The organism is Natronorubrum marinum, from assembly GCF_052040125.1.
GTDB lineage: Archaea > Halobacteriota > Halobacteria > Halobacteriales > Natrialbaceae > Natronorubrum.
Genome location: NZ_JBPPFV010000002.1, coordinates 1 through 26,599, shown reverse-complemented (window position 1 = coordinate 26,599; position 26,599 = coordinate 1). Strand labels below are relative to the sequence as shown.

At 63.1% G+C, this 26,599-nt stretch carries 28 protein-coding genes and 1 rRNA gene; 13 read left to right on the top strand and 16 right to left on the bottom strand.

The window, feature by feature from the left end:
* Positions 1–165 precede the first annotated feature (165 nt).
* Positions 166–864: a 6-hydroxymethylpterin diphosphokinase MptE-like protein gene (locus ACSFC5_RS09795; RefSeq protein WP_440765067.1), complete on the top strand. Its 699-nt coding sequence runs from the start codon at positions 166–168 to the stop codon at positions 862–864.
* A 57-nt stretch (positions 865–921) separates the two neighbouring features.
* On the opposite strand, the gene ACSFC5_RS09790 is transcribed toward ACSFC5_RS09795, so the two are convergent.
* A complete protein-coding gene (locus tag ACSFC5_RS09790) occupies positions 922–1,068 on the bottom strand; it encodes a hypothetical protein (RefSeq protein ID WP_440765066.1) in 147 nt (48 codons plus the stop codon).
* A 443-nt stretch (positions 1,069–1,511) separates the two neighbouring features.
* Here ACSFC5_RS09790 and ACSFC5_RS09785 point away from each other — a divergent pair, with 443 nt between their 5' ends.
* A complete protein-coding gene (locus ACSFC5_RS09785; protein WP_440765065.1) occupies positions 1,512–1,952 on the top strand; it encodes a hypothetical protein in 441 nt (146 codons plus the stop codon).
* A 49-nt stretch (positions 1,953–2,001) separates the two neighbouring features.
* Here ACSFC5_RS09785 and ACSFC5_RS09780 read toward each other — a convergent pair whose 3' ends face one another.
* Positions 2,002–3,168, bottom strand: a complete 1,167-nt coding sequence (locus ACSFC5_RS09780) for a tubulin/FtsZ family protein (protein WP_440765064.1) — start codon at positions 3,166–3,168, stop codon at positions 2,002–2,004.
* Between the two features lie 465 nt (positions 3,169–3,633).
* Between ACSFC5_RS09780 and ACSFC5_RS09775 the strand changes: the two genes are divergently transcribed.
* The 4 genes from ACSFC5_RS09775 (at position 3,634) to ACSFC5_RS09760 (ending at position 8,380) form a co-directional block, all read left to right on the top strand.
* Positions 3,634–5,388: an ABC transporter substrate-binding protein gene (locus ACSFC5_RS09775; protein ID WP_440765063.1), complete on the top strand. Its 1,755-nt coding sequence runs from the start codon at positions 3,634–3,636 to the stop codon at positions 5,386–5,388.
* Between the two features lie 109 nt (positions 5,389–5,497).
* On the top strand, positions 5,498–6,370 hold the full coding sequence (locus ACSFC5_RS09770) for a phosphatase PAP2 family protein (RefSeq protein WP_440765062.1): 873 nt from the start codon (positions 5,498–5,500) through the stop codon (positions 6,368–6,370).
* A gap of 109 nt (positions 6,371–6,479) precedes the next feature.
* On the top strand, positions 6,480–7,928 hold the full coding sequence (locus ACSFC5_RS09765; RefSeq protein ID WP_440765061.1) for a cryptochrome/photolyase family protein: 1,449 nt from the start codon (positions 6,480–6,482) through the stop codon (positions 7,926–7,928).
* 128 nt (positions 7,929–8,056) lie between these two features.
* Positions 8,057–8,380 (top strand): HalOD1 output domain-containing protein, encoded by a 324-nt coding sequence (locus ACSFC5_RS09760; protein ID WP_440765060.1) that lies wholly within the window; start codon positions 8,057–8,059, stop codon positions 8,378–8,380.
* Between the two features lie 14 nt (positions 8,381–8,394).
* Here ACSFC5_RS09760 and ACSFC5_RS09755 read toward each other — a convergent pair whose 3' ends face one another.
* The 8 genes from ACSFC5_RS09755 to trmB all read right to left on the bottom strand — a co-directional run bounded on the left by ACSFC5_RS09755 (position 8,395) and on the right by trmB (position 17,484).
* Positions 8,395–9,363 carry a sugar phosphate isomerase/epimerase family protein gene (locus tag ACSFC5_RS09755; RefSeq protein ID WP_440765059.1) on the bottom strand — a complete coding sequence of 323 codons (969 nt, stop codon included), beginning with the start codon at positions 9,361–9,363 and terminating at the stop codon, positions 8,395–8,397.
* Between the two features lie 144 nt (positions 9,364–9,507).
* Entirely contained in the window at positions 9,508–9,825 is a 318-nt protein-coding gene (locus ACSFC5_RS09750; RefSeq protein WP_440765058.1) for a carboxypeptidase-like regulatory domain-containing protein, read from the bottom strand.
* A gap of 89 nt (positions 9,826–9,914) precedes the next feature.
* The gene (locus ACSFC5_RS09745) at positions 9,915–10,982 is read right to left on the bottom strand and encodes a Gfo/Idh/MocA family protein (protein ID WP_440765057.1); all 1,068 of its coding nucleotides are present in this window, start codon (positions 10,980–10,982) and stop codon (positions 9,915–9,917) included.
* A gap of 164 nt (positions 10,983–11,146) precedes the next feature.
* Positions 11,147–12,334, bottom strand: coding sequence for an ABC transporter ATP-binding protein (locus ACSFC5_RS09740; RefSeq protein WP_440765056.1), 1,188 nt, complete (start codon positions 12,332–12,334; stop codon positions 11,147–11,149).
* Between the two features lie 4 nt (positions 12,335–12,338).
* A complete protein-coding gene (locus tag ACSFC5_RS09735) occupies positions 12,339–13,424 on the bottom strand; it encodes a carbohydrate ABC transporter permease (protein ID WP_440765055.1) in 1,086 nt (361 codons plus the stop codon).
* Positions 13,424–14,455, bottom strand: coding sequence for a carbohydrate ABC transporter permease (locus ACSFC5_RS09730; RefSeq protein WP_440765054.1), 1,032 nt, complete (start codon positions 14,453–14,455; stop codon positions 13,424–13,426). The genes ACSFC5_RS09735 and ACSFC5_RS09730 overlap by 1 nt, the downstream gene beginning before the upstream one ends.
* Positions 14,445–15,917: an extracellular solute-binding protein gene (locus ACSFC5_RS09725; RefSeq protein ID WP_440765053.1), complete on the bottom strand. Its 1,473-nt coding sequence runs from the start codon at positions 15,915–15,917 to the stop codon at positions 14,445–14,447. Before ACSFC5_RS09725 ends, ACSFC5_RS09730 begins: the two co-directional genes overlap by 11 nt.
* 499 nt (positions 15,918–16,416) lie before the next feature.
* Positions 16,417–17,484 (bottom strand): HTH-type sugar sensing transcriptional regulator TrmB, encoded by a 1,068-nt coding sequence (trmB, locus tag ACSFC5_RS09720; protein ID WP_440765052.1) that lies wholly within the window; start codon positions 17,482–17,484, stop codon positions 16,417–16,419.
* A 156-nt stretch (positions 17,485–17,640) separates the two neighbouring features.
* On the opposite strand from trmB, the gene ACSFC5_RS09715 reads away from it, so the two are divergent.
* Together ACSFC5_RS09715 and ACSFC5_RS09710 are read left to right on the top strand one after the other, a co-directional pair.
* Positions 17,641–18,648 carry a mechanosensitive ion channel family protein gene (locus ACSFC5_RS09715; protein WP_440765051.1) on the top strand — a complete coding sequence of 336 codons (1,008 nt, stop codon included), beginning with the start codon at positions 17,641–17,643 and terminating at the stop codon, positions 18,646–18,648.
* A 142-nt stretch (positions 18,649–18,790) separates the two neighbouring features.
* Complete coding sequence (locus tag ACSFC5_RS09710) at positions 18,791–19,234, top strand: universal stress protein (RefSeq protein ID WP_440765050.1); 444 nt, start codon at positions 18,791–18,793, stop codon at positions 19,232–19,234.
* 16 nt (positions 19,235–19,250) lie between these two features.
* Here the strand turns inward: ACSFC5_RS09710 and ACSFC5_RS09705 are convergent, their stop codons facing one another.
* Complete coding sequence (locus tag ACSFC5_RS09705; protein WP_090306219.1) at positions 19,251–19,661, bottom strand: universal stress protein; 411 nt, start codon at positions 19,659–19,661, stop codon at positions 19,251–19,253.
* Between the two features lie 158 nt (positions 19,662–19,819).
* On the opposite strand from ACSFC5_RS09705, the gene ACSFC5_RS09700 reads away from it, so the two are divergent.
* On the top strand, positions 19,820–20,059 hold the full coding sequence (locus tag ACSFC5_RS09700; RefSeq protein WP_440765049.1) for a DUF5816 domain-containing protein: 240 nt from the start codon (positions 19,820–19,822) through the stop codon (positions 20,057–20,059).
* 302 nt (positions 20,060–20,361) lie between these two features.
* Positions 20,362–20,667 carry a DUF7116 family protein gene (locus ACSFC5_RS09695; RefSeq protein WP_440766295.1) on the top strand — a complete coding sequence of 102 codons (306 nt, stop codon included), beginning with the start codon at positions 20,362–20,364 and terminating at the stop codon, positions 20,665–20,667.
* A 30-nt stretch (positions 20,668–20,697) separates the two neighbouring features.
* On the opposite strand, the gene ACSFC5_RS09690 is transcribed toward ACSFC5_RS09695, so the two are convergent.
* A complete protein-coding gene (locus tag ACSFC5_RS09690; protein WP_440765048.1) occupies positions 20,698–21,897 on the bottom strand; it encodes a pyridoxal-phosphate-dependent aminotransferase family protein in 1,200 nt (399 codons plus the stop codon).
* 210 nt (positions 21,898–22,107) lie between these two features.
* On the opposite strand from ACSFC5_RS09690, the gene ACSFC5_RS09685 reads away from it, so the two are divergent.
* On the top strand, positions 22,108–22,308 hold the full coding sequence (locus ACSFC5_RS09685; RefSeq protein ID WP_006091367.1) for a dodecin: 201 nt from the start codon (positions 22,108–22,110) through the stop codon (positions 22,306–22,308).
* 187 nt (positions 22,309–22,495) lie between these two features.
* Here ACSFC5_RS09685 and ACSFC5_RS09680 read toward each other — a convergent pair whose 3' ends face one another.
* The 4 genes from ACSFC5_RS09680 to ACSFC5_RS09665 form a co-directional block, all read right to left on the bottom strand.
* Entirely contained in the window at positions 22,496–22,870 is a 375-nt protein-coding gene (locus ACSFC5_RS09680) for a HesB/IscA family protein (RefSeq protein ID WP_440765047.1), read from the bottom strand.
* 111 nt (positions 22,871–22,981) lie between these two features.
* Positions 22,982–23,224, bottom strand: a complete 243-nt coding sequence (locus tag ACSFC5_RS09675) for a hypothetical protein (RefSeq protein WP_440765046.1) — start codon at positions 23,222–23,224, stop codon at positions 22,982–22,984.
* A gap of 80 nt (positions 23,225–23,304) precedes the next feature.
* The gene (hisD, locus tag ACSFC5_RS09670; protein ID WP_440765045.1) at positions 23,305–24,597 is read right to left on the bottom strand and encodes a histidinol dehydrogenase; all 1,293 of its coding nucleotides are present in this window, start codon (positions 24,595–24,597) and stop codon (positions 23,305–23,307) included.
* A gap of 71 nt (positions 24,598–24,668) precedes the next feature.
* On the bottom strand, positions 24,669–24,890 hold the full coding sequence (locus ACSFC5_RS09665) for a hypothetical protein (protein ID WP_440765044.1): 222 nt from the start codon (positions 24,888–24,890) through the stop codon (positions 24,669–24,671).
* 297 nt (positions 24,891–25,187) lie between these two features.
* On the opposite strand from ACSFC5_RS09665, the gene ACSFC5_RS09660 reads away from it, so the two are divergent.
* Together ACSFC5_RS09660 and ACSFC5_RS09655 are read left to right on the top strand one after the other, a co-directional pair.
* Entirely contained in the window at positions 25,188–25,814 is a 627-nt protein-coding gene (locus tag ACSFC5_RS09660) for a metal-dependent hydrolase (RefSeq protein ID WP_440765043.1), read from the top strand.
* A gap of 680 nt (positions 25,815–26,494) precedes the next feature.
* Positions 26,495–26,599: ribosomal RNA gene (locus ACSFC5_RS09655) — 16S ribosomal RNA — on the top strand; the annotation flags it as partial.

Sequence of the window (26,599 nt, the reverse complement as noted above, 5' to 3'; positions counted from 1 at the left end):
ACTTTGGAGGCGACCCCCGGCCCACAACACGGAATTATTGTGGAATCACGCCGACGAGTGACAACTAGAACGGAGTAGTCGTCGCTTTTCCAGTGCGTCGCGGCCGACTACGGCAACCGACATCGAATCCCGAATACAGATACGACTCCATGCCCCATCTCGAGTATGGAGTTCGACGAGTGGGAGCCAGTGTACGAGTCGATCCTGTCCGATTTCGGCTACGATCGTGCCGGCGACGAGCGGGCGCGCGACGTGCTGGCCTCGCTGACCGACGGATTCGACCTCGAGCAACTCGCTAGTGCTCGCGACGCGACGGTCGCGGTCGCCGGTGCCGGTCCCTCGCTCGAGGACGATGCGTCGCTCGAGCGAGTACGCGACGCCGACGTCGTCTTCGCGGCCTCGACGGCGGTCGACACGCTCGCCGAACACCGAATCGACGTCGACTGCATGGTGACCGACCTCGACAAGAATCCCGACACCGTTCGTCGACTGACCGACGCAGGGGTTCCGGTCGCAGTCCACGCACACGGCGATAACGTGCCGGCGGTTCGTGACGTCGTTCCCGACTGCAGCGACGAGTTCGTCCTCCCCACGACGCAGGCGGCACCCCGAGGTTCCGTCGAAAATTTCGGCGGGTTCACCGACGGCGACCGGGCAGCCTTCCTCGCCGACCACCTCGGCGCGGCTCGTCTCGTCTTCGTCGGCTGGGACCTCGACGATCCCACCGTGGAGCCGGCGAAAGCCCGCAAACTCGAGTGGGCCGAACGGTTGCTCTACTGGCTCGAGTCACGCCGAGACGAACAGTTCGAGATGCTGGACGGTCGACGAGATGCGATCGAGACGAGTGCACTGCCGCTCGAGTGACGAACCGCTCGATCGACGGCGCGATGTGGCGGATACGAGGTGGTGACGGGCGCGACGTCACTCGAGATGGTACTTCACGATATCGTCGCGGCCACAGGCCGGGCAGTTCGGGCCACCCGACTCGAGGGTCGTTCCGCATCGCCGACACTCCTCGATGACCGTTCGCTCCTCGTTTCGGAGGAGCGACTCGAGTGCGCGCCGCATTCGTGACGGTGTCGATGCCCGGGTCGAGTGTCTCTCACTTCGCATATCCGACTAGCTGTCTATATCGGATTTCGTTATACTCATCATACCATAACTAACTTTTACACTGATAGTTCTCCGCTGCCAACACCGACGAGTAAAACGACGGTAATGGCTCACTTACGCCGGGCCGTCGGGGATATCGAGCCGATACGTGACTGCTCGCTCGACGGGTTGTTCCAGCTCCGTTATCTATGTCTGACAGCGGGTAGCTGACCGAGACGGTGGCTACTCAACTGACTGGATTCGTTCGTCAGTGCCAATCAGTCGCAACGCTGACAGCGAGCGGGCGGTTTTGAACGTCGTAACCCGTCGGCTTCCCACGGTCCGCGACGTGGACAAAAATATTGGAAATTCGACTTCTGGTGACAATGATTAAGATGAACAGGTGGCCACCGTAGTACGTGGATATTCGACTCATCGTGACGGTGCCCGTCGTAGCGTACCTCACCGTGCTGGGATTGTTCGCCGTGGCTCAGTCGACGGTGGGGGCGACGTTTACGGAGGGCCAACCCGCGTTTCTGCTCGTCGTCGGCCTGCTCGGCCCGCTCCTCGCGTTTGCCCTGATCTGGCTCAAGAACTACGCCTACGGGGCGCCGCTGCTCGTCGCGTCGCTGATCCCCAACGCCTGGTTCGTCTGTTACTTCTTCGTCGTTCACGACAACCCGGCGAACGCGTTCGCGGTCTCCGGGAACGGTGCGGCGGCCTATCTGGCGTCGGTCGTCGGGGTCGTCGCCAACTCGATCATCCTCGCCGGCGTCGGCTGCTGGCTCTGGTACCGAGAGAGTCCGCAGTTCCGTGATGCCGTCGATCGGCTCATTCGTCCGCCGGCGTCCGAGAACTGATGGGTATCGTCGTACGTGAGTCGTCGAACGCGGGTTTCGGATCGCGGTCTCAAAAGAGTGCGTCGAGTTCGCCGCCCGTGTCGACGAGCGACGCGAACTCGTCTTCGACGCTAGCCCGGACCGCCTCGGTCGTCTCCTTGGTTTCGATTCCGACCTGCTGGAGTTGATCGATTCGGGGCACGTCCGTCACGCCCGAGAGGAGAACGATCGTGCCCACCTCGTCGCCGTCTGTAATCGGGTAGTCACCGCCGCGGATCTCCATGCTTCCCGTCTCGTCCTCGAGCCACTGCCGACCGCGTTCGACGCCCTTGCGGTTCAACTGTCGGGGCGGTCCGGTCGCGACGACCAGGCCGCGATCCGCGCTGGCGACGTCACACGAGAGGGTGAGCCGCCCAAGCGTCGCCTTGCGAACGAGACTGGTCAGTCGATTGGTTGCGCTCCCATCGTCGAAGCCGTCGTCGCTCCCAGTGAACGACGAAAGGAGGCCGCTATCGTCCGTTTCGACCGTCTCGGTCGCGTAGCCGATCGTCGAGATGCCGCCGCCGGAGAGCGTGTTGATGATCTCCGAGGAGTCAACAACACTTTCGGCGACGTGATCGCCGTGGCCGACCTCGCCGGCGGCGAACAGCAGGCCGAACCGCTCGACGATCTCGCGGTTGATCCGATCGAAACCGCCCTCGACGGACTCGCCGGCACTGCGCCAGACCTCGTTGTCGAAGACCAGCAGGTTGTCGACTTCGCGCACGAACGTCCGGAACGATCGGGCCGCGTTGAGCGTGTAGATACCGCCCTCGTCCGTCGCCGGCAGGATCCCGAGCCCGTAGACGGGCTGCGTATAGATCCGTTTCAAGTGCTTTGCGAGGACGGGTGCGCCCCCGGAGCCGGTGCCGCCGCCCATACCGGCGACGACGAGGAACGCGTCGACCTCGTGGGTCGGAATCGCGTCGATGGCGTGCTGAATCTCGTCGATATCCGCCTCCGCGACCTCGGCACCGAGTTCGTTGTCAGCACCCACGCCGTGGCCGTTGACGCGCGCTTGTCCGATGCAGACGCGGTGGTTCCGGGGGACGTGTTCGAGACCCTGCAGATCCGTCGTCGCGGTGTTAACCGCGATTCCGCTCTCGACGAAGCCGCCGTCGATCGCGTCGTCGTACGCTAAAAATTGATCGACTACTTTCCCGCCCGCCTGACCGAATCCGATGAGTGCGAGTTTCATGACTGTCTCTCGTGGCCGTTCCTCGAGACGCGACCGATCGATCCTGCCAGACCAGTCGGCCGCGATGTGGGAACGGAATCCACGTGCGGTTCGATACCACCACACCCAATTGTTATGGCTGGCATATACGGGAATGAAAGATAATCAGGTTTTCATTACTGTATTGATTCCGCACATCTATACCGTTGTTTGTTTAGTACTTTTCTTCCGGATACCCGGTGATTGGCCGCCAACAACCACGATACGCCGTCCGCGGGACGGAATCTACCGAACTCCGCCGGCAAACGGACGACCAGGTAACCGACTCGACTCAGGGCCAAAGCGTCCGGGTTCTGGCACTCGCTGATCGATCGTACGTCGCTCGTCGGGTCGCAGTCGGTCGATTCGCCCGATCGAGACACCCGTTCGTCAAGATGTCGCTTCGAGAGTAAGTCCTATACGCTGTGGTGGCGTAACCCGGGGCGTATGGAAAACGTCGCTCCGTCGACGACCAGGCGGGGACTCCTTGCAGGCGGTGGTATCGCCGGCATGAGTTCTCTCGCCGGCTGTTTCGATCGGCTCTGGTCGCAGGCGGAAACCCCCGGTCCTGACCAGATTTCGATGTCGATCAAGTCAGTTCCGGCGGACGACGATCCGATCGCTGCGACGATCGCGAGCAGGCTCCGGGAAAACTACAACGACGCGGGGATCGACGCGTCTCACGAACCCGTCGCCAAAGCTGAACTGTATCGGGATGTCCTGCTCGAGGGTGAGTACGACGTGTTCGTCACCAGACACTGCGGATTCGACGATCCAGACGCCCTGTACGGACTGTTGCACTCGCGGTTTATTGGGGAACAAGGGTGGCAAAACCCCTTTCAGTTCACCGAATTGGCGGCTGACGACCACCTCGAAACGCAGCGCGAAGCGACCGAGGACGACCGCCCCACGGAACTCGTCGAACTGGTCGACTACCTGCTACAGTCGGTGCCATTTACCGCCGTTGCACATCCGTACCGAATAACCGGGTCCCGCGAGAGCTTCGAGGTCCCCGCCCCGTTGCGGGATGCGCTGGGATACGTCGAATTCTGCGCTCACGCGGCCAACGGACCACGGGATGGCCCGCTCGAAGTCGGCGTGTTCGGCGAAGGGCTCACCGAGCGGTTGAATCCGCTGGCCGTCGATCGAAACCGGATCCAGGGACTCTTGGATCTGCTGTACGATCCACTGTCACGACGGATCGACGGGACGTACGTTCCGTGGTTGGCCGAGAGCGCCGAGTGGCACGAAGGGGGCGGGCTTCGAACGCGCGTCACCCTCCGGAACGGACTCGAGTGGCACGACGGCGAACCGATCGACGCCGACGACGTGGCGTTTACGCTGGAGTTCATCGAGGACACGTCCCTGGGTGAGGTCGACGGCGGGCTCCCTGCACCGCGGTTTCGGGGGCGGCAAACTCTCGTCGAATCGACCGACGTCGTCGACTCGCGAACGATCGAACTGTACTTCACCAACACGACACGGGCGGTCGCCGCACGAGCCCTGACGATCCCGCTCCTTCCCGAGCATATCTGGGCCGAGCGGTCGGAACTGCTCACCGACCGGCAGACGGTGGCGATTACCCACGACAACGAGTCCCCGGTCGGCTCCGGACTGCTTACGTTTGCGGGCGATTCGACGGACGAGGAGGTCGTTCTCGAGCCGTTCGACGACCACGTCTTCCGCGGGACGTCGGACAGGCCGTCGGTGCTCGAGGGATTCTCACGGTTCGAGGGGATTCGGTTTCAGGTCGCTCCGAACTCGGGTGCGATGCGGGACTTGCTCATCGACGGCGATATCGATGTGACTGCGAGTGAGATCCCACCAGGGACTGTCGAAGATATCCGGGATGCAGCCGATGTCTCGACGACGATGGAGACGACCGACGCGTTCTACATGGTCGGCTTCAACAGCCAGCACGGCGAACTCGGCAACCCGAATTTCCGACGGGTCTGTGCGCGATTAATCGACCGCGAACACGTCGTCTCCGAAATCTTCGCGGGCTTCGCCCAACGAGCGACGAGAACGCCGTCACTCGTCGGCATTCGCAACGGCGCGTGGGAGTACGGCGACGAGTTCGCCGATCCCGATCCCGACATCCTGGAGTTTCCCGGTACCGACGGTTCGCTCGATACGTCGCGGACTCGGCCGCTGTTCCAGGATATCGGCTACAACTACGACGACGGCCGACTGCTCGAGTGAGACGACGCCCGTCGGAGGCGATCGACACACTACAGCGATTCAGGACGGCGTGGTCACAACTGTGAAAGAGTTAATGGCTCGCGGACAGTACTTCCCGTAAGTATACCGAATGGCTCTCTTCGACGTCTTGCTCGAGCTCACACTCGTCGTAGTAACGATGCTCGTTACAGCGGCGCTCGTCATCGTCGGACCGCGTCACGTGGCCGCCGCGTTGCGAGAGTTTCGATGGCGACTCGAGACCTGTCTCCTGCCGTTTGCGGCCCTCGCTACCGTGCTTCTCTTGCGATGGTCGACGCAGGACGTCGTGCAGCGCCTCGAGCGGAACGTGCTTCGAAACAACATCACGCCGTATCTGTTCGAATTCGACCGGGCGCTGTTTAGCACTGATCCGGTCGTCATCGTTCAGTCGTTTCAGACGGACATCCTGACTTCGTTTTTCGTCTTCATTTACATCTACGGCTACGCGTTCCTGCTGTTGTTCCCGTTCGTCGCGTACTTCGCACTCGAAGAGATGGAGGAACTGTCGACGCTCGTGCTCGCGTTCACCGCGAACTACGCGATCGGATTGTTGTTCTACACCTTCTTTATCGCGTTCGGACCGCGAAACGTCGATCCGTTACTGTTCGAGGGACTCCTGTACGAGGCGTTTCCGCAGTCCCGAACGCTCACCAACGAGATCAACCAGCCGACGAACGTCTTCCCGTCGCTGCATACGTCCCTGGCGATGACCGTCTTCTTTCTGTCGTTGGTGACCCGTAAGAAGTACCCGGTGTGGGTCCCCATCTCGGGATTTCTCGCCATCAGCGTCTCGCTCTCGACGATGTATCTAGGGATTCACTGGTTCGCTGACGTCCTCGCCGGGACTCTGCTTGCACTCGTCAGCGTCTACATCGGCGTCAACTACACGGTCGACGGGATCGTCGCATCGATCCGCCGGTTCTTCGGGACGCGACTCGAGTCGCCCAACACTGACAAGGAGTAGCCAGCTGGCAGCGATTCTGCCGCCACACCGGTCCCGACCGCCTCGAGCGACGACAGTTCCGGGTCGCCGCAATCCGGATACTTTCAGTGCTCGGCGTCTCGAGTACGGTATGGTCGTCTACTGGCACCGTCGTGACCTTCGCGGAGTCGACAGCCGCGGACTCGCCCGCGCCGTTACCGTCGACGACGAGCCGATCGTCCCCGTCTTCGTCCTCGATCCGACCGTCCTCGAGTACGCTTCGCCGGTTCGAGTCGCCTGCCTGCTCGAGGCGCTCGAGGGGCTCCGAGCGTGGTACCATGAGCGAGACGCCGACCTGCTCGTCGTTCGCGGTGAATCGAGCGATGCCATTCCTCGGCTCGCAGCCGAACACGAGGCCGAGACGGTCGTCTGGAGCGAGGGGTACAGCGGACTCGCGGCCGACCGCGACCGAGCGGTCACGGCGGCGCTCGAGGACGACGGCGTCGACTGCGAGAGTGTCCACGACGCGATCCATCACGAGCCGGGATCGATCACGCCGAACGAGGGCGACCACTACTCGGTCTTTTCGTACTTCTGGAAGAAGTGGCGCGACCGGGAGAAACGCGATCCGGTAGCCCCACCGACCGCGGACGAGCTGGCGACCGTCTCGGGCGAGCCGCTACCGTCGTCTTCTGAACTCGGATTTGACGATCCCCAACCCGAGTCGAGTGCGAACGCAGCAGGAGAGCCAACGCTCGAACTCCCCATGGTGACCCGTGACGCAGCACGCGATCGACTCGAGTCGTTCTGTGCGGACGACATCTACCGGTACAAGGACGAACGAGACGTTCCCGCCGCAGACACTACCTCGCGGCTCTCCGTTCACCTGAAGTGGGGAACGATCGGCGTCCGGGAGGTGTACGCGGCGACCGAGCGGGCTCGAGAACGTGCTGAGACGGACGACCAGCGAGCGAGCGTGACGGCGTTTCAGCGCCAACTCGCCTGGCGGGAGTTCTACGCGCACGTCCTCGCGTTCAACCCCGAAACCGTCACGGAGAATTTCAGCGGCTACGAGAACGAGATTCCGTGGCGCAACGACCCCGACGAACTCGCGGCCTGGAAAGCCGGCGAAACGGGGTATCCTATCGTCGACGCGGGGATGCGGCAACTGCAGGCGGAGGGATGGATGCACAACCGCGTTCGGATGCTCGTCGCCGCCTTCCTGACGAAGGATCTGCTGATCGACTGGCGGGAGGGGTACGATTGGTTCCGACGGACGCTCGCCGATCACGACACCGCGAACGACGTCGGCGGCTGGCAGTGGGCGGCCTCGACCGGCACCGACGCGCAGCCGTACTTTCGGGTGTTCAACCCGACGAAGCAGGGCCGGGAGTACGACCCGAACGCCGAGTACATCCGCGAGTACGTTCCCGAACTCGCCGACGCGACGGTCGATGAGATTCACGGCTGGCAGGACCTCGAACCGGCCGATCGCGAACGCGTTGCGCCGGCGTATCCGGCACCGATCGTCGACCACGCCGACCGTCGGGAGCAGGCCATCGAGGCGTTCGAACGAGCGCGCGAAACGAGCGCTGAGTGACTCCTCTCGAGTGAGGGATCGGCGACAGACACCGCCCGTATTCCGTCCGTACGGTGGCTATCGAACGCCTTTTTCACGTGGCTACGTTCGACACTAGTCTTATCCGCTCGAGCGAGGATGCTACGGATATGTCCTCCGCATCCGATCCGCCGTCGCCGCTCGAGAGCGCGTCGGTGCCGACCCAGGCCGTCATCGAGGCGATCGCCGCCCGCGAAGGAGTGGACGTGACCGACGTGGAGCCCCCGGCGTACGAGCCGCTGTACACGGTAGTCGATCCAGCGGCGCTGGATAAGCTGTTTCGGACATCTTCGGCGGTCTGTCCCGACGCGTTCGTCACGTTCGAGTACGAGGGGTACGAGGTCGTCGTTCACAGCGACGGGCGCGTCGAGGTCGACGAGCGATCGGCCACCGGCGAGACGCATTTCTCGATCGACCGGTCGCTCGAGGACTAACGCTCCCGTCTCGATCACTCCGCCCAGTAGGCCTCGCCGGGCTGTTCTCGGAACACCGCCCGCTCGAGGATGTCCACGGCTTTCTCGAGGCCCTCGCGCGAACTCGTCAGCGAGTCCTCGTGCTCGATGCTCAACGCGCCGTCGTAGCCGACCATCCGCAGCGTCGAGACGATGTCTTTCCAGTGTGATTCGCCGTGGCCGTAGCCGACCGACCGAAAGAGCCACGACCGATTCGGCTCGTCGTCGTAGGCCGTCGTATCGAGGACGCCCTTCTCGCGAGCCTGTTCCTCGTAGATTTTGGTATCTTTGGCGTGGACGTGATGAATCGCGTCGCGCTCGCCGAGATACCGGATCGCGTCGGTGATCGTGATCCCCTGCCAGTAGAGGTGGGAGGGATCGACGTTCGCGCCGATCCGATCGCCAGTTTCCTCGCGCAGCCGGACCATTCCGTGGGGTTCGTAGACCAGCATGTTCGGGTGCATTTCGATGGCAATATTGACGCCGTGCTCGTCGGCGTGATCGGCGATCTCCGACCAGTAGTCGGTCGCCCGTTCCCACTGGTACTCGTGGGCCTCGGCGTGTTCGGGCGGCCATGGGGCCGTGATCCAGTTCGGAACTTCGTCGTTCGGCCCGCCGGCTGGGAGTCCGGAGAAACAGGTGACAGTGCCGACGTCGAGCTGGTCGGCCAACTCGACCGCCTCGCGGAGTTCGGTGTCCGCCGTCGCCGCCCGCTCGTCGTCCGGATGCAACGGGTTGTTGTGGGTCGCGAGGGCGCTGATTCGCATGTCGTACTCCTCGAGCAGGTTTTTGACCTCCTGTTGGGCGCCGTCGTCGTCGAGATGCGCCGCTCGCGGGAGATGATCCTGTCCGGGGTGGCCACCGACGCCGGGTTCGATCGCGTCGACGCCGATCTCAGTGAGATACGAGAGCGCTCCCTCGAGCGATTCGTCGGCCAACGGTGGAGTGTGAACGCCGATATCCATACGGACCGACGGTCAACGGGCGATAAAATAAAACGAGGGCCGGCGAACGAACGAGGGCCGGCGACCGTACGTGGTCGATGATCCGTCGACGCGACCCGGTTCGGCTTCTGCGCCGGTGGTCGTCGAGCTACAGTCGGAGCCGAGCTACAGCCGTGGCGGACCGGACCGTCGCGGCCGTCGACCCGTCGACGACCGCGGCATCGCTCGGACGAGCGACGCTGCCGGTTCGTAGGAGACGCGCTCGGTCGAGGACTTCCTCGCGACTAGCTTCCAGAAGCCGGGCGAGTGGAACGTGATTTCACATCGGCCCCGAGCGTCGGTTCGTTCGCGTTTCGAGCCCGCTTCGATGACTGCCCCTTCGATCGGCCGATTCCCGCTATCGCGGACGCGAACGGTGATCGGTCGCCCGACCGGCGCTTCGTGACGGCTGATCTCGAGGACGAGCGGCCGTTCGACTCTCATGCGGCTCGGTACCACGGGAACGCCGAAAAGCGTATACTTGCAAGTGAGCGCCGCTCGAACCGGTCGAACGCGTCCGAGAAACGGCCGCGTTACTCGCCGACGGTAATCGTGTGTCCCTCGTCGCTCGAGCGATAGATCGCGTCGATAATCTGCTGGACGGCGAGTGCCTGTTCGACGCTCCGGTCGTCCGGTTCGTCGCGCTCGATGCGGTCGAAAAAGACTTCCTGTTCTCGCGAGTGGGTGTCGATCTCGCGCGTCTCGACCGAGGTGTCTTCGAGGTGATCGGGCCCGACGTTGCTCGCGGAGTGAAACGTGAGATCCCCCTCGAGGAGATCGAATCGCGCGGCCGACTTCGTGCCGCGAACGACGAACTCGTGGGTCGGTGGGCGGTTGGTCGCCCACGCGACCTCGAGCGAGACCGTTCGATCCTCTTTACACCGCATGAACGCGCTGGCGGAGTCGTCGACGTCGAATCCAGCCGGGCCGGCGTCCTCGCCCCACATCTCGAGGTAGGCGTACGCTTCGTCCGAGCCGAACTCCCCGCGGGCGACGCCGTTGACCTCGTTGACGTCGGGGTAGTCGAGCAAGAAGAGGGCGAGGTCGATCGCGTGGACGCCTAGATCGATGAGTGCGCCGCCGCCGGCGATCTGTCGCCGAGTGAACCAGGAGCCGCGGCCCGGAATCCCGCGGCGCCGGACGTAGTTCGCCTCGATGTGGGTGACCTCGCCCAGATCGCCCTGCTCGATCCGGTTGCGGACGATCTGGACCGTGTTGGCGAACCGGTTGTTGAAGCCGACCATGCAGTGGCCCCTAGAATCGTTCGCGGCGTCGGCGATCCGCGTCGCGCTTTCGAAGGAGTGTGCGAGCGGTTTCTCGAGGAGGACGTGGAGGTTGCGGTCGAAGGCGTCGACGGCGTACTCCTCGTGGTACTTGTTCGGCGTCGTGATGATCACGGCGTCGATGGTGTCGTACAGTTCGTGATGGTCCTCGTAGACGTCGACGTCGTACCGGCGAGCGAATCGCGACCGCGCCTCGGCGGCGACGTCCATGCCCCCCACAAGCGAGACGCCGTGGTCGACGAGTCGCTCCGCGTGGTACTGGCCGATGTTTCCCAGCCCGACGATACCCGTTCTGATGTCGTTTCGATTCGGTTTCATTTGCGTGCAGTCACCACAGTCGTCGTCTGTTCTCGTACTGATACAGGTAATACCGCTATATCGAATTGCGGGCTGGTTCCCCTTTGTTCCGTCGCCAAACGACGCTCAGTGCGAGCCGGTCGGTTCGAAGAGATTGTGCGCTCGAGAGAGCGCACCGATAGAGGTTAGCTGTCCGCCTCCGTCGCGGCCGTTCCCGGCTCCCGTTCGGACTGGTCGGTGATGTCGTGTGTGAGCGCGTCGCCGGTCTCCGTGTCGAAGAGGTGGATCTTCGATCGATCGAGGACGACGTCGACGTCCTGTTCCGCCTCGATATCGGTATCTGGCGTGACGCTCATCAACAACTGGCCGGACGACGACGCTGGGTCTTCGTCCATCGTTCGCTCCGCGTCCTCTGCGAGCAGCAGATAGACGAACACTTCGTCACCCATCGGCTCGAGGACGTCGCTTCGCGCGTCGATCGGTGCCGTCGGCTGGTTCAGCGAGTCGGCGTACGCCGAGAGGTGGACGTCCTCGGGTCGCACGCCGAGGGTGACCGTGTCGCCGACCGACGCGTTCGGAACGGCCGCGGGATCCAGATCGAGGTGGAAGTTCGGCGTCTGGATCCCGCTTTCGTCGAGTTGGCCCTCCGCGAAGTTCATCGAGGGCGAGCCGATGAAGCCCGCGACGAACAGGTTCGTCGGCTCGTTGTAACAGACTAGCGGTGGGGCGATCTGCTGGAGTTTGCCGTCGTTGAGGACGGCGATCCGGTTCGACATCGTCATCGCCTCCGCCTGGTCGTGGGTGACGTAGATGATCGTCGCGTTCAGCTCCCGGTGGAGCCGCTGGAGCTCCGTCCGCATGTGGACCCGGAGCTTCGCGTCGAGGTTCGCCAGCGGTTCGTCCATCAGGAACACGTCCGGGTTCCGGACGATCGCGCGGGCGATACCGACGCGCTGTTGCTGGCCGCCGGACATCTCCGCCGGCATCCGGTCTAACATCCCCTCGAGTTGGACGATGTCGGCGGCCTGTTCGACGCGCCGCCGGACTTCTTCGTCGTCGTACTTCCGGAGCCGCAGCCCGAAGGAGATGTTCTCGAAGACGTCCATGTGCGGGAACAGGGCGATGTTTTGGAAGACCATCGCGACGCCCCGGTCCTTCGGGGCGAGTTTGGTGACGTTGTCGTCGCCGATGTACACCTCGCCTTCGGTCGGCTGGGTGAGCCCGGCAACGGTCTCCATCGTGGTCGACTTTCCACAGCCCGAGGGACCGACGAAGGTGACGAATTCGCCGTCCTCGACCTCGAGGCTGATCCCGTCGACTGCCGTTTCCTCTCCGTACCGTTTCGTGATGTTTTCGAGTCGTACTCGTGCCATTGTCTTACTCCTTGAGTGCTCCTGCGGTGAGTCCGCTGACGATCTTTTCCTGGGCGACGACCACGAGAATCGCGACGGGGATGACCCCGATGATGCTCGCGGCCGCCATGAGGTGGTACATCACTTCGTACTGGCCCTGATAGGCGAGAATACCTTCGAGGATCGGGGCCCAGTTCTGCGGTTGGCCGTCGGTCATCAGGAACGAGAAGAAGAACTCGTTGTAGACCGCGATGAAGGTCAACACGCCCGCGGTCGCGACGCCGGGTGCCGACAGCGGGATGATGACCCGGAACAGCGCGCCGAGCCGGGTCGTCCCTTCGACGCGGGCCGCGTCCTCGAGTCCGTCGGGAATCTGGGCGTAAAACGTCGTCAGGATAAATATCGCCAGCGGCATGAAGATGGCCGACAGCGGCAACACCATCGCCCCCGGCGTGTTGTAGAGGGTGCCGTCGCCGGTGATCGGCTCGAGGATGAAGAAGCTCGTGTTGAACAGGTCGTTCAGCGGGATGAAGAAGGCGGCTGGCGGGAAAAAGGAAATGACCAGCACGAGCAGTAGCAGGGGCGTCTTCCCCGGGAACTCGAGTCGCCCGAAGGCGTAGCCGGCGAGGCTCCCGACGACTAAGACGAGGATCGTCGAGGCCGTCGCGATGACGAAGCTGTTGAAGATGTACCAGTAGAACGGGATCACCTGGAACACCTCGATGAAGGCGCCGGGATTGAACCCGTTCGGCGTGAAGATGATGTCCTGTAACTGGCCCTCCGGGGTCAGCGCGACCATGAGCAGCCAGTAGAACGGGAACAGCGTCGTAAAGAGGAAGAAGATCGCCGCGACGTAGAACATTCCTCTGTAGACGCGCTCGGGATTCTCGATCGAGTTCGCGGCCCACTGCTGGAAGGGGCCGCGATCGAGTTCCGCGTCCTGGCTCCCCTCGAAGATGGCCGCTCGGTCGCTTTCGGTCGTCTCGCGACCGCCGTCGGCGCGGAGCCCCGACGAGGTTCGGAATCGCTCGGCCCGCGAGTCGGTTGCTGTCGTTCGGTCCGCTCGTCCGTCAGTGTCGTCCGAATGTGGGTTATCTCGAGTGTCCGTCATCAGTACAGTCCCCCCTCGGTGTCGCGGAAGAACACCACGTACAGCGAGATTATCAAGCCGATGACCAGCGCGGTCGCGAACGCGACGGCGGCCGCGGTCGCGTAGATGCGAGTCCCGCCGAACATCGCCTCGACGACGAGACAGGTTAGCGACGGCACGGTGGTACAGCCGGCTGTCGATTCGATCAGGCCGTAGACGCGCATCGCGTCCATCGTCCGGAACAACATCGCGACCAGCAGGGCCGGCATCACGAGCGGCAGCGTGATCATCTTGAACCGCTGCCACGGCGACGCCCCGGCGACCCGGGCGACGTCGTACAGGCTTCGGTCGACGCTCTGGAGGCCGGCCAGGATCAGCAGCGCCATGAACGCCGAGGACTTCCAGATGTCGGCGACCAGGATGATGATGAAGGCGTCTTGACTGTCGGCGAGCGGGTTCGCCCCGAAGATCCCGAGCCACTGCATGAGGTCGCTGCCGAAGCCGACCTCTGGCTGGAACATCAGGAAGAAGATCATCCCCTGGATGACGATGGGCACGGCCCAGGGTAGGATGATCGCGACGCGGACCCAGCGCCGGCCGCGGAACTCCTGGTCTAAGACGTAGGCCTGCCCGAAGCCGATCACCGTCTCGAAGATAACGCTGATGACCGCAAAGGCGATCGTGACGAACAGCGCCTGCTGGAGGAACTGGGTTCCCAACTCGAGAAACGGGAACGACCCCGACACCGTCACGTCGAGGAACTGCCTCGCGAGTCGCGCGTTCCCGGTGAGGATGTCGACGTAGTTCTCGATCCCGACGAAGCCGCCGAGCGGTTCCGCCCCGCGCGTCCGATCCTCGCGCAGCGACGTGATGAACGTCGAGATGAGCGGGTAGAACGCGATCAGCGTTAGGAGGGCGAACGCCGGGAGCAACAGCAGGTAGGCGTAAGCCGCCTCGCTCAGACTCTCCATCCAGTTGATGACGGCGTTCCCGGACCGATCCCTGTCGGTCGGGGTCTCGCCGCCGGTGATGGCGTCGGTATCAGTCGCCATTCTGTTCTGCCACCTCCCGTTCGCTTCCTTCGAGACGGTCCGCGAGGTCGCCCATCGCCTCGTCGGGCGCTTTCGCGCCGCGGAACGCCGCGTTCACTTCCTGATAGATCAGTGCCGACTGCTCGGGCCAGACGTCGGTGACCGGACGCGGGATCGCGGTCTCGCTGGCCCGTTCGATCTGGTCCGTATACCGCGCCATCGGTCCGATCTCGTCCTCGTCGGCCTCCGTCACCAGTTCGGTGACCGGCGGCAGGAAGCCGGCGAGTTCCAGGATCGTCAGCATCACCTCCTCGTGGGTGAACGCCTCGAGGACCTGTACTGCCTCCTCGCGGCGATCCGTGTACGGACTCAGCACGAGGTTCCAGCCGCCGAGCGCGGAGGTCGTCCCGCCGACACCGTCGAACTCGGCGTCGTCGGCCGAGACCGCGTACGGCATCGTCGTGACGCCGAGGTCCTCGCCGAACGCCTCATCGGACCCGGTCTCGGCCATCGCGAACGACCAGTTCCGGTGGGCGACCGCGTCGCCGCCCTGAAAGGGGCCGAGCGACTCCTGTTCGGACCACTGGACGATGGCGGACGGACAGATCTCGTCGTACTCCTCGAGGGCGTTCGGATCGTCCTCGTCGATGAACGTCCGCATCATCCGGATCGCGTCCACGACGTGGTCGTCGTCGACGGTGATCGGCCGATCCCCGGCGACGAACAGGTTGTCGGCCCCGCCGAAGTACGCGCCGCCCCAGGTCGTCATCACCTCGTTGAACGAACAACAGGACAGTCCCTCGTAGGCGGCTGCCTGCGTCGTGAAGCCGTAGTCGACGTCGCCTTCGGCCATCGCGTCGCTGACGGCCGTCGAGAACTCCTCCCACGAGGGCGGTTCCTCGGCCCAGTCGCCGGTGTCGTGGCCGGCGTCCTCGATGAGGTCCTGTCGATACAGCATGAATCCGAGGTCGGGAAACATCGGGAGTGCGTGTAGTTCGTCCGTCTCCGGGTGTCGAGCCGTCTCGACGATGGCCTGGAGGTACTCGTTTTCGATCCGCTCCAGCACGTCGTCCGAGAGGTGTTCGTCCAGATTGGTCGTCTGTTCCCGAAGGATGAACGGAATCGTCCAGCCGCTGTCCATCATGTGGATGTCGGGCGGGGCGCGACCCGCCTGTAGCGCGGACTGGGCCCCCTGCATCCGCTGGTCGGAGTCGCTGACGACCGTCTGGATCTCGACCCGGATGTCCTCGTCCAGTCCGGCGTCCCAGAGCGCCTGCTGAATCGAAGGTTCGTCTCCGTCACTGTGCATGATCCCCTCCACGTCCGTGGCGGCGGTCATCACCACGGTCCCCGGATCGCGCGCCCCACCGAGACAGCCGGCGATGCCGACTGCCCCGGCCGCGCTCGATACTGACGCGGCCTTCAGAAACGGCCGCCGTCCCAGACGGGAACGATCTGGTCGATCGGCGGTATCACGTCCCATGACCAGTGATCCGTCCACGTTATGCGACTTATATATTGGCAATAAATGGTGTAATAAAGAGTGAGAGTCGGGATATCGTTTCGGTTACGTCGCCCTTGCTACTGACACCGAACGGTCACGCTCGTCGGCTCGAGTCTTCGTCGCCGTCAACGGGCCGCCAATCTGCCATTGGTGATCGACGGCCGTTCGACGGATCGATCCCGGCCACGAGCGACGTCGGTGAAGCCGCGAACTGCCGTCGAGGGCCTCCAGCGGCTCTCGGCCGTCGACGATAGATCGATCCCCCGCGAATCTCGGTCGATACACTGGCCGCGACGATCGCGTTCGCCGTCGCTACTCGCCTCGGCTCCCCTCACCCCTATTCTCGAGAACGCAGTATTCGCCGATTGTCCGCTGCCAAAAGCTACCGAAACCGCTGTTATCTGGCTTTACTAGCACCCGGTTGACAGCTCCGTCGACGCCAACCGCGGTCGGCGTCGACACGATCGACCGCGGCCGGTCACTCGTCGTCGATCGCCGGCGGTTCGTTGCGGCCGATGTGGATTTCGTGGGCCTCGACGTCTTCTAAGGCGGCGACGCGGCCGCCGACGGTGACCTCCTCACCCGATTCGGTCTCGAGTGTGAGCGCGGCGACTTCTTCGCTGACCTCGAACGAGACGTCGAGGATCCGTCCGCGGACGACGCGCGGGCCGCCGACTTCGACGTCCCGTCCCTCGATCGTCGCGTAGAACTCACCGCCCTCGTCGATGACGTCTTTGACGCAGCGTCGGATCGAGGCGTACTTGCGGGGATAGTGTCGCGCGGTCCCGTCCTCGCCGAGGGTCCGCTCGGCGGTCGTCCAGAGGACGGTGCCGAAAAAGCCCGACACAAGGAAGCCGAGCGCCGAGCGGTTAAAGATGACGCCGTACCGGTCCTGGTCGTCACGCAGCGCATCCTGGGTCGCGTACATCGAGTAGTTGCCGTCCGCGACGGCGACGACCGGGGTCGTGATCCCGCGTCGCGCCCGCGCCGTCGTCGCGACCTCGAGGTAGTCGAACTCGTCGGGATCGGGCGCCTCTCGACCCGGCGTGACGATCAGATCGACGCTGACGCCCTCGTCGACGGCCTCCTTCAGGTCGTCCTCGAACCGCGTCAGCAGGTCCGGCGTCAGCGAGAGCGAGAGTTCGTAGTCGGCGTCGGCGATGACCTCCTCGAGATAGCGCAGGATCGTCGATCGCGATTTGACGAGCGAGACGGCCTCCGTGTCGCGAGCGGGGGCCGTGTAGCGGGCCTCGAGTTCGTCGATCATCTCCGCTAAGGAGTTCTGGACGTTCTCGAAGGCTTCGCCGGGATCGATCGCGACAACCTTCATCGGACGCGATTCGCGCAGTTCGACCAACCCGCGGTCGCTCAAACTACGCACGGTGTCGTAGACGCGGGGCTGTGGGATGTCGGTTCGGTCGGCGATCTCGCTGGCCGTGAGCTGTCCCTGCTCGAGGACGGTCAGGTAGGCGTCGATCTCGTACTCGCCGAGATTGAACCGGTCGCCGACCTGCTCGACGGTCGAGCGAAGTTCGTCTGGTGCCATGACCGTCCGTACGCTCCCGACGATTAAATGATTTATTATACTTTGAGTAGCACTTATTTTCGAAATCGGGTTGTGTCTCAGTGTGGCGAGCTATTGTCTATCACTACGTGTGTGAAGGTCAGAACCCTTAACCACTCCGCGACTGAGTGTGTTGCCATGCGCGGGGTGTTGCAGAACGAGAGCGCGGCGGCCGAGGAGGTTCACAGCTTCCTCCCGTTCGGCATTCCGGAGATGGTTGTCCAGTTCGTCCTCGCGGGCCTCGTGTTGGTCGTCGGCTGGTACCTCTCTAAGCTCGTCGTTCGGATCGCCGGCCGCACCGTCGCTCGCCGGATCGAACGCCCGAGCGTCACCCGAACCGTCCTGCGAGGCGTCAGAGTCTCCGTCCTGGTGGTAACGGCATTCGCCGTCCTCAATATCCTCGGTCTCGGCGGCGGCCAAATTCTCCTGCAGGTGACCGTCATCTCGGCCGTGATCGCGGTCGTCCTCGCACCGCTCGTGGGGAGCCTGATCAACGGCTTCTTCGTCCTCGCCGACCGGCCCTACGAGATCGGCGACATGATCGAAATCGCCGACGAAGGCCACAAGGGGTTCGTCGAAGATATCACGATTCGGTACACGAAGATTTTCACCCTCCAGAATACGTTCATCGTCATCCCGAACTCCGCGATTCAGGAGCGGGACGTGATCAACTACTCCGCGGAGGACGAGCGCACACGGATCTCCGTCGAGTTCGAGATCACGTACGAAAGCGACCTCAAAGCCGCACGACGGCAGGCCGAACGAGCCGCTCGTACCGTCGATACCGTTATCTCCGGCGGGCCGGATATCCGAATCGGTAGCGCACGGTACGGTGCCGCACCGCTCTGTACGATCAAGGAGTACGCAGACGACGGGGTCGCACTCGAACTGCGGTTCTGGGTCCAACACCCCTACAAGCAAAGCGTCGCCCAGTCGGACGTTCAGGCGGCGGTCACCGAGCGATTCGCCGACATGGACGTCGAGTTCGCGTACCCGCACCGACACCACGTCTTCGACGCAAACAGCGGTGTCGGCCGCCTAGCCGTCGGCGGCCCCGACTCCGACTGGCCGGAGTCAGCCGCGGACTCGGAGGCGCCAGCCGAGGAAGCGGCCGAACCCGACGGCGGGGACGAGACTGGCCAGTAACGGTTGTGTTGGCCGCCTCCGCGGAGTCGTTCGCGTTCGCTCGTCGCTTGCCGCAGGCTCGAGACCGTTCGCGTCCTCCCACTGGCCGAGACCGTGGGAGCCCTTTATTTGAACTCCTCGCCAAGTCCACGGACAGAGACTGATGTACGACGATATCCTCATTCCGACGGACGGGAGCGAGACGATCGACGAAACGCTGGCTCACGGGTTACCCATCGCGGCGGACAACGACGCGACGGTTCACGGGCTTTACGTCGTCGACAGTCGGATCACCGCCGCGGCCACCGACGAGACCGGTCCCGATCTCGAGCGATCGCTCGAGGAAGAGGGTCGAGACGCCGTCGCCACCGTTGCAGACCAGGCGTCTGAGCGCGGCCTCGAGACCGAAGCCGACGTCAGGAAAGGGACGCCGTCGAAGACGATCCTCGAGTACGCCGACGAGCACGGGATCGATCTGATCGTGATCGGGACCCGCGGGAAGAGCGCCCGGGAGAAAGTCACCTCGCTCGGCAGCGTCTCGGAGCGAGTGGTCGATAACGCCTCAATTCCGGTGTTCGTAGTGCGGGACGCCGGAAGAACGTCGTAAGCGGTTCGACCTCGCGTCAGGCCGTCGCGCTCTCGACCGTGATGACCTCGCAGTCGAGGTGAGTTCGGAGGTATTGGTCGATGTTCGGATTGTCGGTAAACCGACGGAAGATCCGGCGTAATCGGCTCGCCTGCTGACTGCCGATGACGACGGCGTCGGCGCCCTCCGCCGCGACTTCGTCGAGAATGCTCTCCTCGACGAGAAAGCCGGTCCGAACGACGTATCGAACGTTCTCGAGTCGGCCGAACACGTTCTCCACGGCGGTTTTCAGGTCGATTCGCGTCACTTTCTTCCCGTTCTGGTAGAGATCGACGTGCAAGACCGTCAACGGCGCGTCACGCTCGCGCGCGACCTCGATCGCGCGCTCGAGCGTTCGACGAGAGTGCTTCGACAACGGATACCGAACGGGAACCACGACCAGCGACATTATCCGAACGAACGATTCCCTGCCGGGTAAACCTTTCAGTTAGGATAGTCACTACTGTGAACACATACCACATGCTGTCGCGATCGGTCGCTCGGTGTCCCTGGCGGTCGCCACGGCGGACAGACAGTCATTTATCGCGTGCACGGGTACACGCGTGTATGCAATCACTGTCCACCGGCGACGGAGCGACCGTCTACGTTTCGGAGACGGACGGCGACAGAGGCTCGAAGGGACCGTTTCTCGTGGCGTACGAGTCTCGAGACGCCGAGAGTCGGTACGGCTGGTTCTGTGCGAACTGCGAGAGCTTCGACAACGCGATGGATTCGATGGGCCGCATCAAGTGCAATCGGTGCGGGAACTTCCGCAAGCCGACCGAATGGGACGCCGCCCACGAATAATCGCGATCATCACCGAACACGACACCCGCAATACAACGCTTACAACCCGACACCCGCATCGAGATTCGTCAGTTCAGCGTCCGTTTTCCGGAACGTTGCCGCGTTCGCTGTCGAGCCAGCAAACCAGCGTGTATCGTCGGTAACTGCCTGTTTCCGTCTATTAATCTGCTAACTCACTGGACGATCGTATCGTTCTCCACCGGCATAAATCCAGTTAGTTGGGAAGAACGGGCGACTTTGTGTGACGCACCAACATTTATGATGGATGCCGTCGTACGTAGTTATGAATGGGTCCTGTTAACATGCGACTCGTCGAGCAGGCCAGGTCGATCTTCGCAGAGCTTGGGTACACCGTCGAAGGCAACGGCCCGACGTTCCGCGCCGAACGCGAGTGGAAGGCCGTGCAGGTAAACACCGTCCTCGAGACAGGAGAGCTCCCGTCCCAACCGGGACAGTTCCACTGTTTCGTCGCCCAACCGGAGGACGCCGACGAAATCGAGACCAAGCTCAATAGCGCGGATCCGGACTACGAGTGGGCCATCATCGTCGTTGACGGGGACGACTATCAGGTCGAACGAGCCCCACCAGGACCACGAGTGTCGGCGTAACGAGCGAAAAAGCGTTCCGTTCCAGTTCTTTTATAGTGCGTCTCGAGTCGCCGACACGCCGGCACCGGGATCGACGTCCGCACCCATCGACTCGAGGACGTCACCCAGCGCCGTCACCACGTAGATGACGTTCTCCGGGCGGGCGGAGTAGCCCATACAGCCGATCCGGAAGATCTCACCGTCGAGGTCGCCCAGGCCGCTCGCGACCTCGAGATCGTAGCGCTCGAGCAGTTCGGCACAGACCTCGCCGTCGTCGATTCCGTCGGGAACGCGGACGGCGTTGAGGCTCGGGAGCCAGTACTCGTCGGGGGCGTTCATTTCGAGGCCCATCCCTTCCATGCCGGCTTTCAGCGCGCCCGCGAGTCGTTCGTGGCGGTCCCAGCGGGCCTCGATGCCCTCCTCGGCGACCAGTCGCAGCGCCTCGCGGATCGCGTAGACGTTCGTGATCGGCGCGGTGTGGTGGTAGGATCGATCGTCGCCCCAGTAGCCCTCGAGCAGGGAGAGGTCGAGATACCACGAGCGGGGTTCCTCCTCCCGCGAGAGGACTTTCTCCATCGCGGTGTCCGAGAGCGTCAGCGGGCTCGCACCCGGCGGACAGGAGAGACACTTCTGTGGACCCGCGTAGGCGACGTCGATATCCCACTCGTCGACGCGCAACTCGACCCCGCCGATCGAGGTCACGGTGTCGGCGATGACCAGCGCGTCGTGATCGTGAGCCGCCGCCGTGAGTTCGGGAACGTCGGGCTGGAGCACGCCCGTACTCGTCTCGGCGTGGACGAAGCCGAAGACGTCCGGATCGTGTTCGGCGAGGGCGTCGGAGACGTCGGCTGGCTCGAGCGGTTCCCCCCACGGGGCGTCGACTTTGACGACCTCGCCGCCGGCCCGTCGCGCCATCGAGGCCATTCGGCCGCCGAAGTAGCCGTTCGTCGGGACGAGCATCGTGTCGCCCGGCTCGACCACGTTCCCGATCGCGGCCTCCATCGCGGCGGAGCCGGTTCCCGAGACGGGAATCGTCCACTGATTGTCGGTCCGGAACGTGTAGCGCAGCAACTCCTGGACCTCGTTCATAATCTCGACGAACGACGGGTCGAGGTGGCCCACGAGCGGAGTGGACATCGCTCGCAGCACTCGCGGATTGACGTCGCTCGGGCCGGGCCCCATTAGCGTCCGATCCGGCGGCGTCAGTTCACCGATCTCCGACACGTCGATCGAACCGTCTGCATCTGCCATGGGAGAGTGTGTGACCGGAACCCTCAAAAACGTTCACGCAACTCCTTGCTGTCCGACAGCTTTCGTCGACGCGGTCGGTTTCGATCGGTCGTCCTCCCGGCGATGGCTCCGGAATCACCGCTCGTTTCGACGATAATCGTCTCAAAAACAATGCCAATTGCTATCACTAGCCATACATTGAAGGGGACACGGGGCGTACCGCTACGGGCAATGGTCTTCAAGAAGATCACCCTGATCGGAACGAGTTCGGAGAGTTTCGACGCCGCGGCCGACGACGCGATCGACCGCGCCGAGGCGACCCTCGAGAACGTCCACTGGATCGAAGTCGACGAACTGGGGGTCGAGGTCGCGAGCGCCGACGACCGGGAGTACCAGGCGGAAGTTACCGTGGCCTTCCAGCTCGAGGACTGAGCGACTCCTCGGGTTCACCTGCTCGAGTCGAGAACCCGTTTCTGATTCGATTCGAGCACCGTCTCTCGACTCGGGACGGTTCCACTCGCGTTCGGAGACGTTCACCGTTTTTTCGAGGAGGAAGCGGCGCTACGGCGGGTCGTCTGCGAAAGAATCGACGGACGGCAAACGGTGACGAGAACCGACGTTACGTTCGGAACGATTCGCCACAGCCACACTCGCTGACGACGTTCGGGTTCTCCACATGGAACCCTTCCGCCTGCAGTCCGCTCTCGAAATCAAGGATGCTGCCTTCGATATACTTCAGGCTGGCCGGGTCGACGAAAACGCGCAGGTCGTGGTGGTTGTATATCGTATCGTCGCCGTCCGGTGCATCGTCGAAGCGCATGCCGTAGGAGAGTCCCGCACAGCCACCCTGCTGGACGAAGAGCCGAAGCCCTGCTTCGGTCGCGTCGAGTCCCTCGCTCTCGAGCAAGTTGAGCGCCTGCTCGGCCGCTTCTTCGGTTACTTCGATCTGCGGACGCGTCTCCGCGTCGCCACCATCCATGCTGTCCGTGCTCATGCGTACCCCTTCTGTCGCAACGGTGTTAACTGTGACGCCATCGGCCACCCTAGTGACTCACCGATCACACACCCCACGATCGCGACCCATCGGACGACATCCCGTACGTCGTTACTCGACGTAGGCGTTCGCATGCCGTTGTACCGTCTGATAGTACGTTCCGAACTGTCGCCTGTCGTTTCGCGACAGCTCGATATCGTACTCCGCGAGCAGTTTGAGCATCCGCTTTGGCTCGCACTCGTACCACATTGAGAGGAGTCGCACGTTCTTCTGTGCGTAATCGTAGTTTCGCTCGAGGATGCGCCTATCGGTCGGGTCGACCACTGGCTCACTCTCGCGCTCACGCCGTGGCATTACTACGGTTCCTTCTACGTCGAGTACCGTAAAACTAGGTTGTAGATTCCGTGAGTATCCGCTCTCACGACGGGACTTGGCTACGCGTCGTCCAGCTTCTCGAGTCGCCGCCGGACGCTCGCCGCGTGGGCCTCGAGTCCCTCGGCGTCCGCGAGCGTCGTGACCGTCTCGCCGATGTCGGCCAGCCCCTCGCCGGAGAGGCGCTGGACCGTCGTCGATCGCAGGAATGTTTCGACCGAGAGCCCACCGGTGACACGCGCGCCGCCGTTGGTCGGGAGCACGTGGTTCGTCCCGCTAGCGTAATCGCCCGCCGCGACCGGCGTGTTCGGCCCCAGAAAGACACTGCCCGCGCTGTCGATCCGCTCGAGGAGCGACTCGTCGTCCTCCGCGACGATTACGAGGTGTTCGGGTGCGTACTCCTCGGTGAAGAGGATCGCCTCGCTCATCGATCGAGCCAGGAGCACGCCGCTCGCATCGTTCTCGAGTGCGTCGCGTATCACATCCTCGCGCTCGCGCGCGTCGGCCTGTTCGTCGACGGCCGCGGCAATCGCCTCGGCGGCGTCCTCGTCTGCCGTAACGGCGACGACCGAGGCGTTCGGATCGTGTTCGGCCTGTGCGACCAGTTCGGTCGCGACGAGTTCTGGGTCTGCGGTCTCGTCTGCGACGACGACGACCTCGCTCGGTCCCGCGAGGAAGTCGATCTCGACGTCGCCTCGAACGGTGGCCTTCGCCGCCGTGACCCACTTGTTTCCGGGACCGACGATCTTCTGGACGCGCGTGATCGTCTCGGTCCCGTAGGCGAGCCCGGCGATCGCCTGTGCGCCGCCGACGCTGTAGACCGCGTCGGCACCCGCGGCGTGGATCGCTCCCAGCGTGGACGGGTTCATCTCGTCGGCCGGCGGCGTCACGACCGAGACGTGATCGACGCCCGCGACGACCGCCGGGACGATGCCCATGATCGCGCTCGAGGGGTAGGCCGCTGACCCACCGGGAACGTAGACGCCGACGCGATCGATGGGCCGGAACCGACGGCCGAGTTCCCGGCCGGGACCGAACTCGTCGCGCCAGTCCTCGGGGCGTTGTGCCTCGTGGAACTCCCTGACGTTCGCCGCGGCCGTTTCGATCGCTTCGCGGAGGTCGTCCTCGAGGTCGTCGTACGCGCGCTCGCACGTGTCCGTGATGTCGATGTTTCCGAGTTCGACGCCGTCGAACTCGCTCGTGAACTCGCGGACGGCGACGTCACCCTCCTCGCGCACGCGCTCGACGATCTCCGCGACGTCTCCGCTGACCGCCTCGATGCCGGCGTCCCGATCGAAAAAGGCAGCGCGGTCGGCCGGTCCGAGGTCGGGGAGTGGCCGCACGGGTACTGTCATACCCTCGCGTTCGTTCGGTGTGCGAAAAACGGTTTCCTTCCGCGTTTCGAGATGCCCGTCGGTCGCCGGCGTTAGGCCTCACCGTTCTCGACTTCCCAGATACCCGTGAAGTCGAGCGTCGCCCTGATGAATAGATAGACGACGATACAGAAGCCGGCGATTGCGAAGGGTGCTTGCAGCAGTTCCGCGACGTCTCGACCGAGGGCGAGCTGACTGAATCCGCGAACGAAGAAACTCAACACCACGAGCCCGATTCCGATGACTGAGAGTTTGACGAACCCGTCTCGATCCATAGCTGCGTATTCGACGCTCGCCGTTAAATCGTATCGGTCGTGCCCCGTGTGAAACGGCGTGTGCGGATTGAAACGGACGTCACACTCGTATTACGACGGCGGCGATGATTGGTAACCGATTGCTACGGCATCGAACCGTTTTCGTTTTACTGCGGGGTGTGTTACCGCTGTTCGAACTGCTCGCCGAACTGGGCTCCCTGTCTAGTACACGAAATCCGTCCACGTCTCGGGCTATCACGCAGCAGGATCGACGACAAGCGCTGCATAACTATCCACCGCCCACCGCACGTCCGGAGTATGTGGCCATGGGAACACGCGATCGTCGGCTATCTCGTTTACTCGCTGTTCTGTCACGTGATCTATCGGGACTCGCCCGGTGGACTCGAGGCGTTCACGGTCGTGTTCGCGTCCGTCCTTCCGGACATCATCGACAAGCCCCTGGCCTGGGAGTACGGCGTCTTCGACGCCGGCTACGCGCTCGGCCACTCGATTTTCTTCGCCGTTCCGCTGTCGATCGTCGTCGGTCTCGTCGCCCGCTCAGCGGGACGACCGCGTACTGGCATCGCGTTCGGTCTCGGTTACCTGTTGCACTTGCCGTCCGACGTACTCGACGCCTACGTTCGAGAAGGTGTCTATCAGCCAGCAATCATGCTCTGGCCGGTCGAGACGGTCTCCCATGAAGGATACGATCAGGGGTTCGTCGATCAGTTCTTCCTGTTTTTCAACCGGTACTCGAGCGAGTTCCTCTCGGGAGAGCTCTCGACCTATCTCTGGATACAGGTTGGGCTGGCCGGCTTCGCAGCCCTCCTCTGGCTCTACGACGGTGCACCCGTCCTTCGAGAACTGCTGCTCGGCTGCAAGCGACTGCTCTTCGGTCTCGTCGGAATCGATCAGTCGTCCGATCGGGTCTCGGAACGGCGATAGTCTCCGGATTTGGATCGCCCGACTCGAGCGAATTGAGAGACGGAGTAACGTGGGACAAACGGCACTCGAGACGACGGCCTTATGTACAAACCCGGACTTCGATTGTAATGCGAACGACGCGGCGCATCTCGCTGCGTTCCCTCCGGCCGTTTCCCGGCGCGGAGGCAGGTACACTATCCGTCTCTCGTCGAAGCCCGTCGGTCGAACCGATACGCTTCCGTACGGGTACTCGGATCGAACGCGACTGACGCCGACGAATCGGCGTGCCAGTACGATGTCCTTATATATTCAGGATACCTACTGTGTGATACGCAAAACCCCCTGCCGGGTGCGATTTCCGGCGGCGGTTTCGATCCGATGCCCTTAAGTGTACGAGGGGAATTCGGATAGTATGTGTTCGGCGGGGCGTTGGATTCGTCTCGTCGTCTCGGATCGTTCGCAGTCCGAAGGGGTTATGTACCCCAGATGGTCTACGAATAGATCCGAAGGAAATGAGGATCCTTCCCCTGCGGTCCGCCGTACAGAAGGGATCTGATGTTAGCCTTGGTAGTTCGGTGACGCTCGACCGGTCGTCGGTCCGAGGTCATCGAACGTGGACCCATTTATGTGTGAGTGTGTACAAGAATTTACATTCACCGCCAAATGAACCCTCCCGACCACAAGGTCGGGAGTAATATAGCATTCCGGTTGATCCTGCCGGAGGTCATTGCTATTGGAGTCCGATTTAGCCATGCTAGTTGTACGAGTTTAGACTCGTAGCAGATAGCTCAGTAACACGTGGCCAA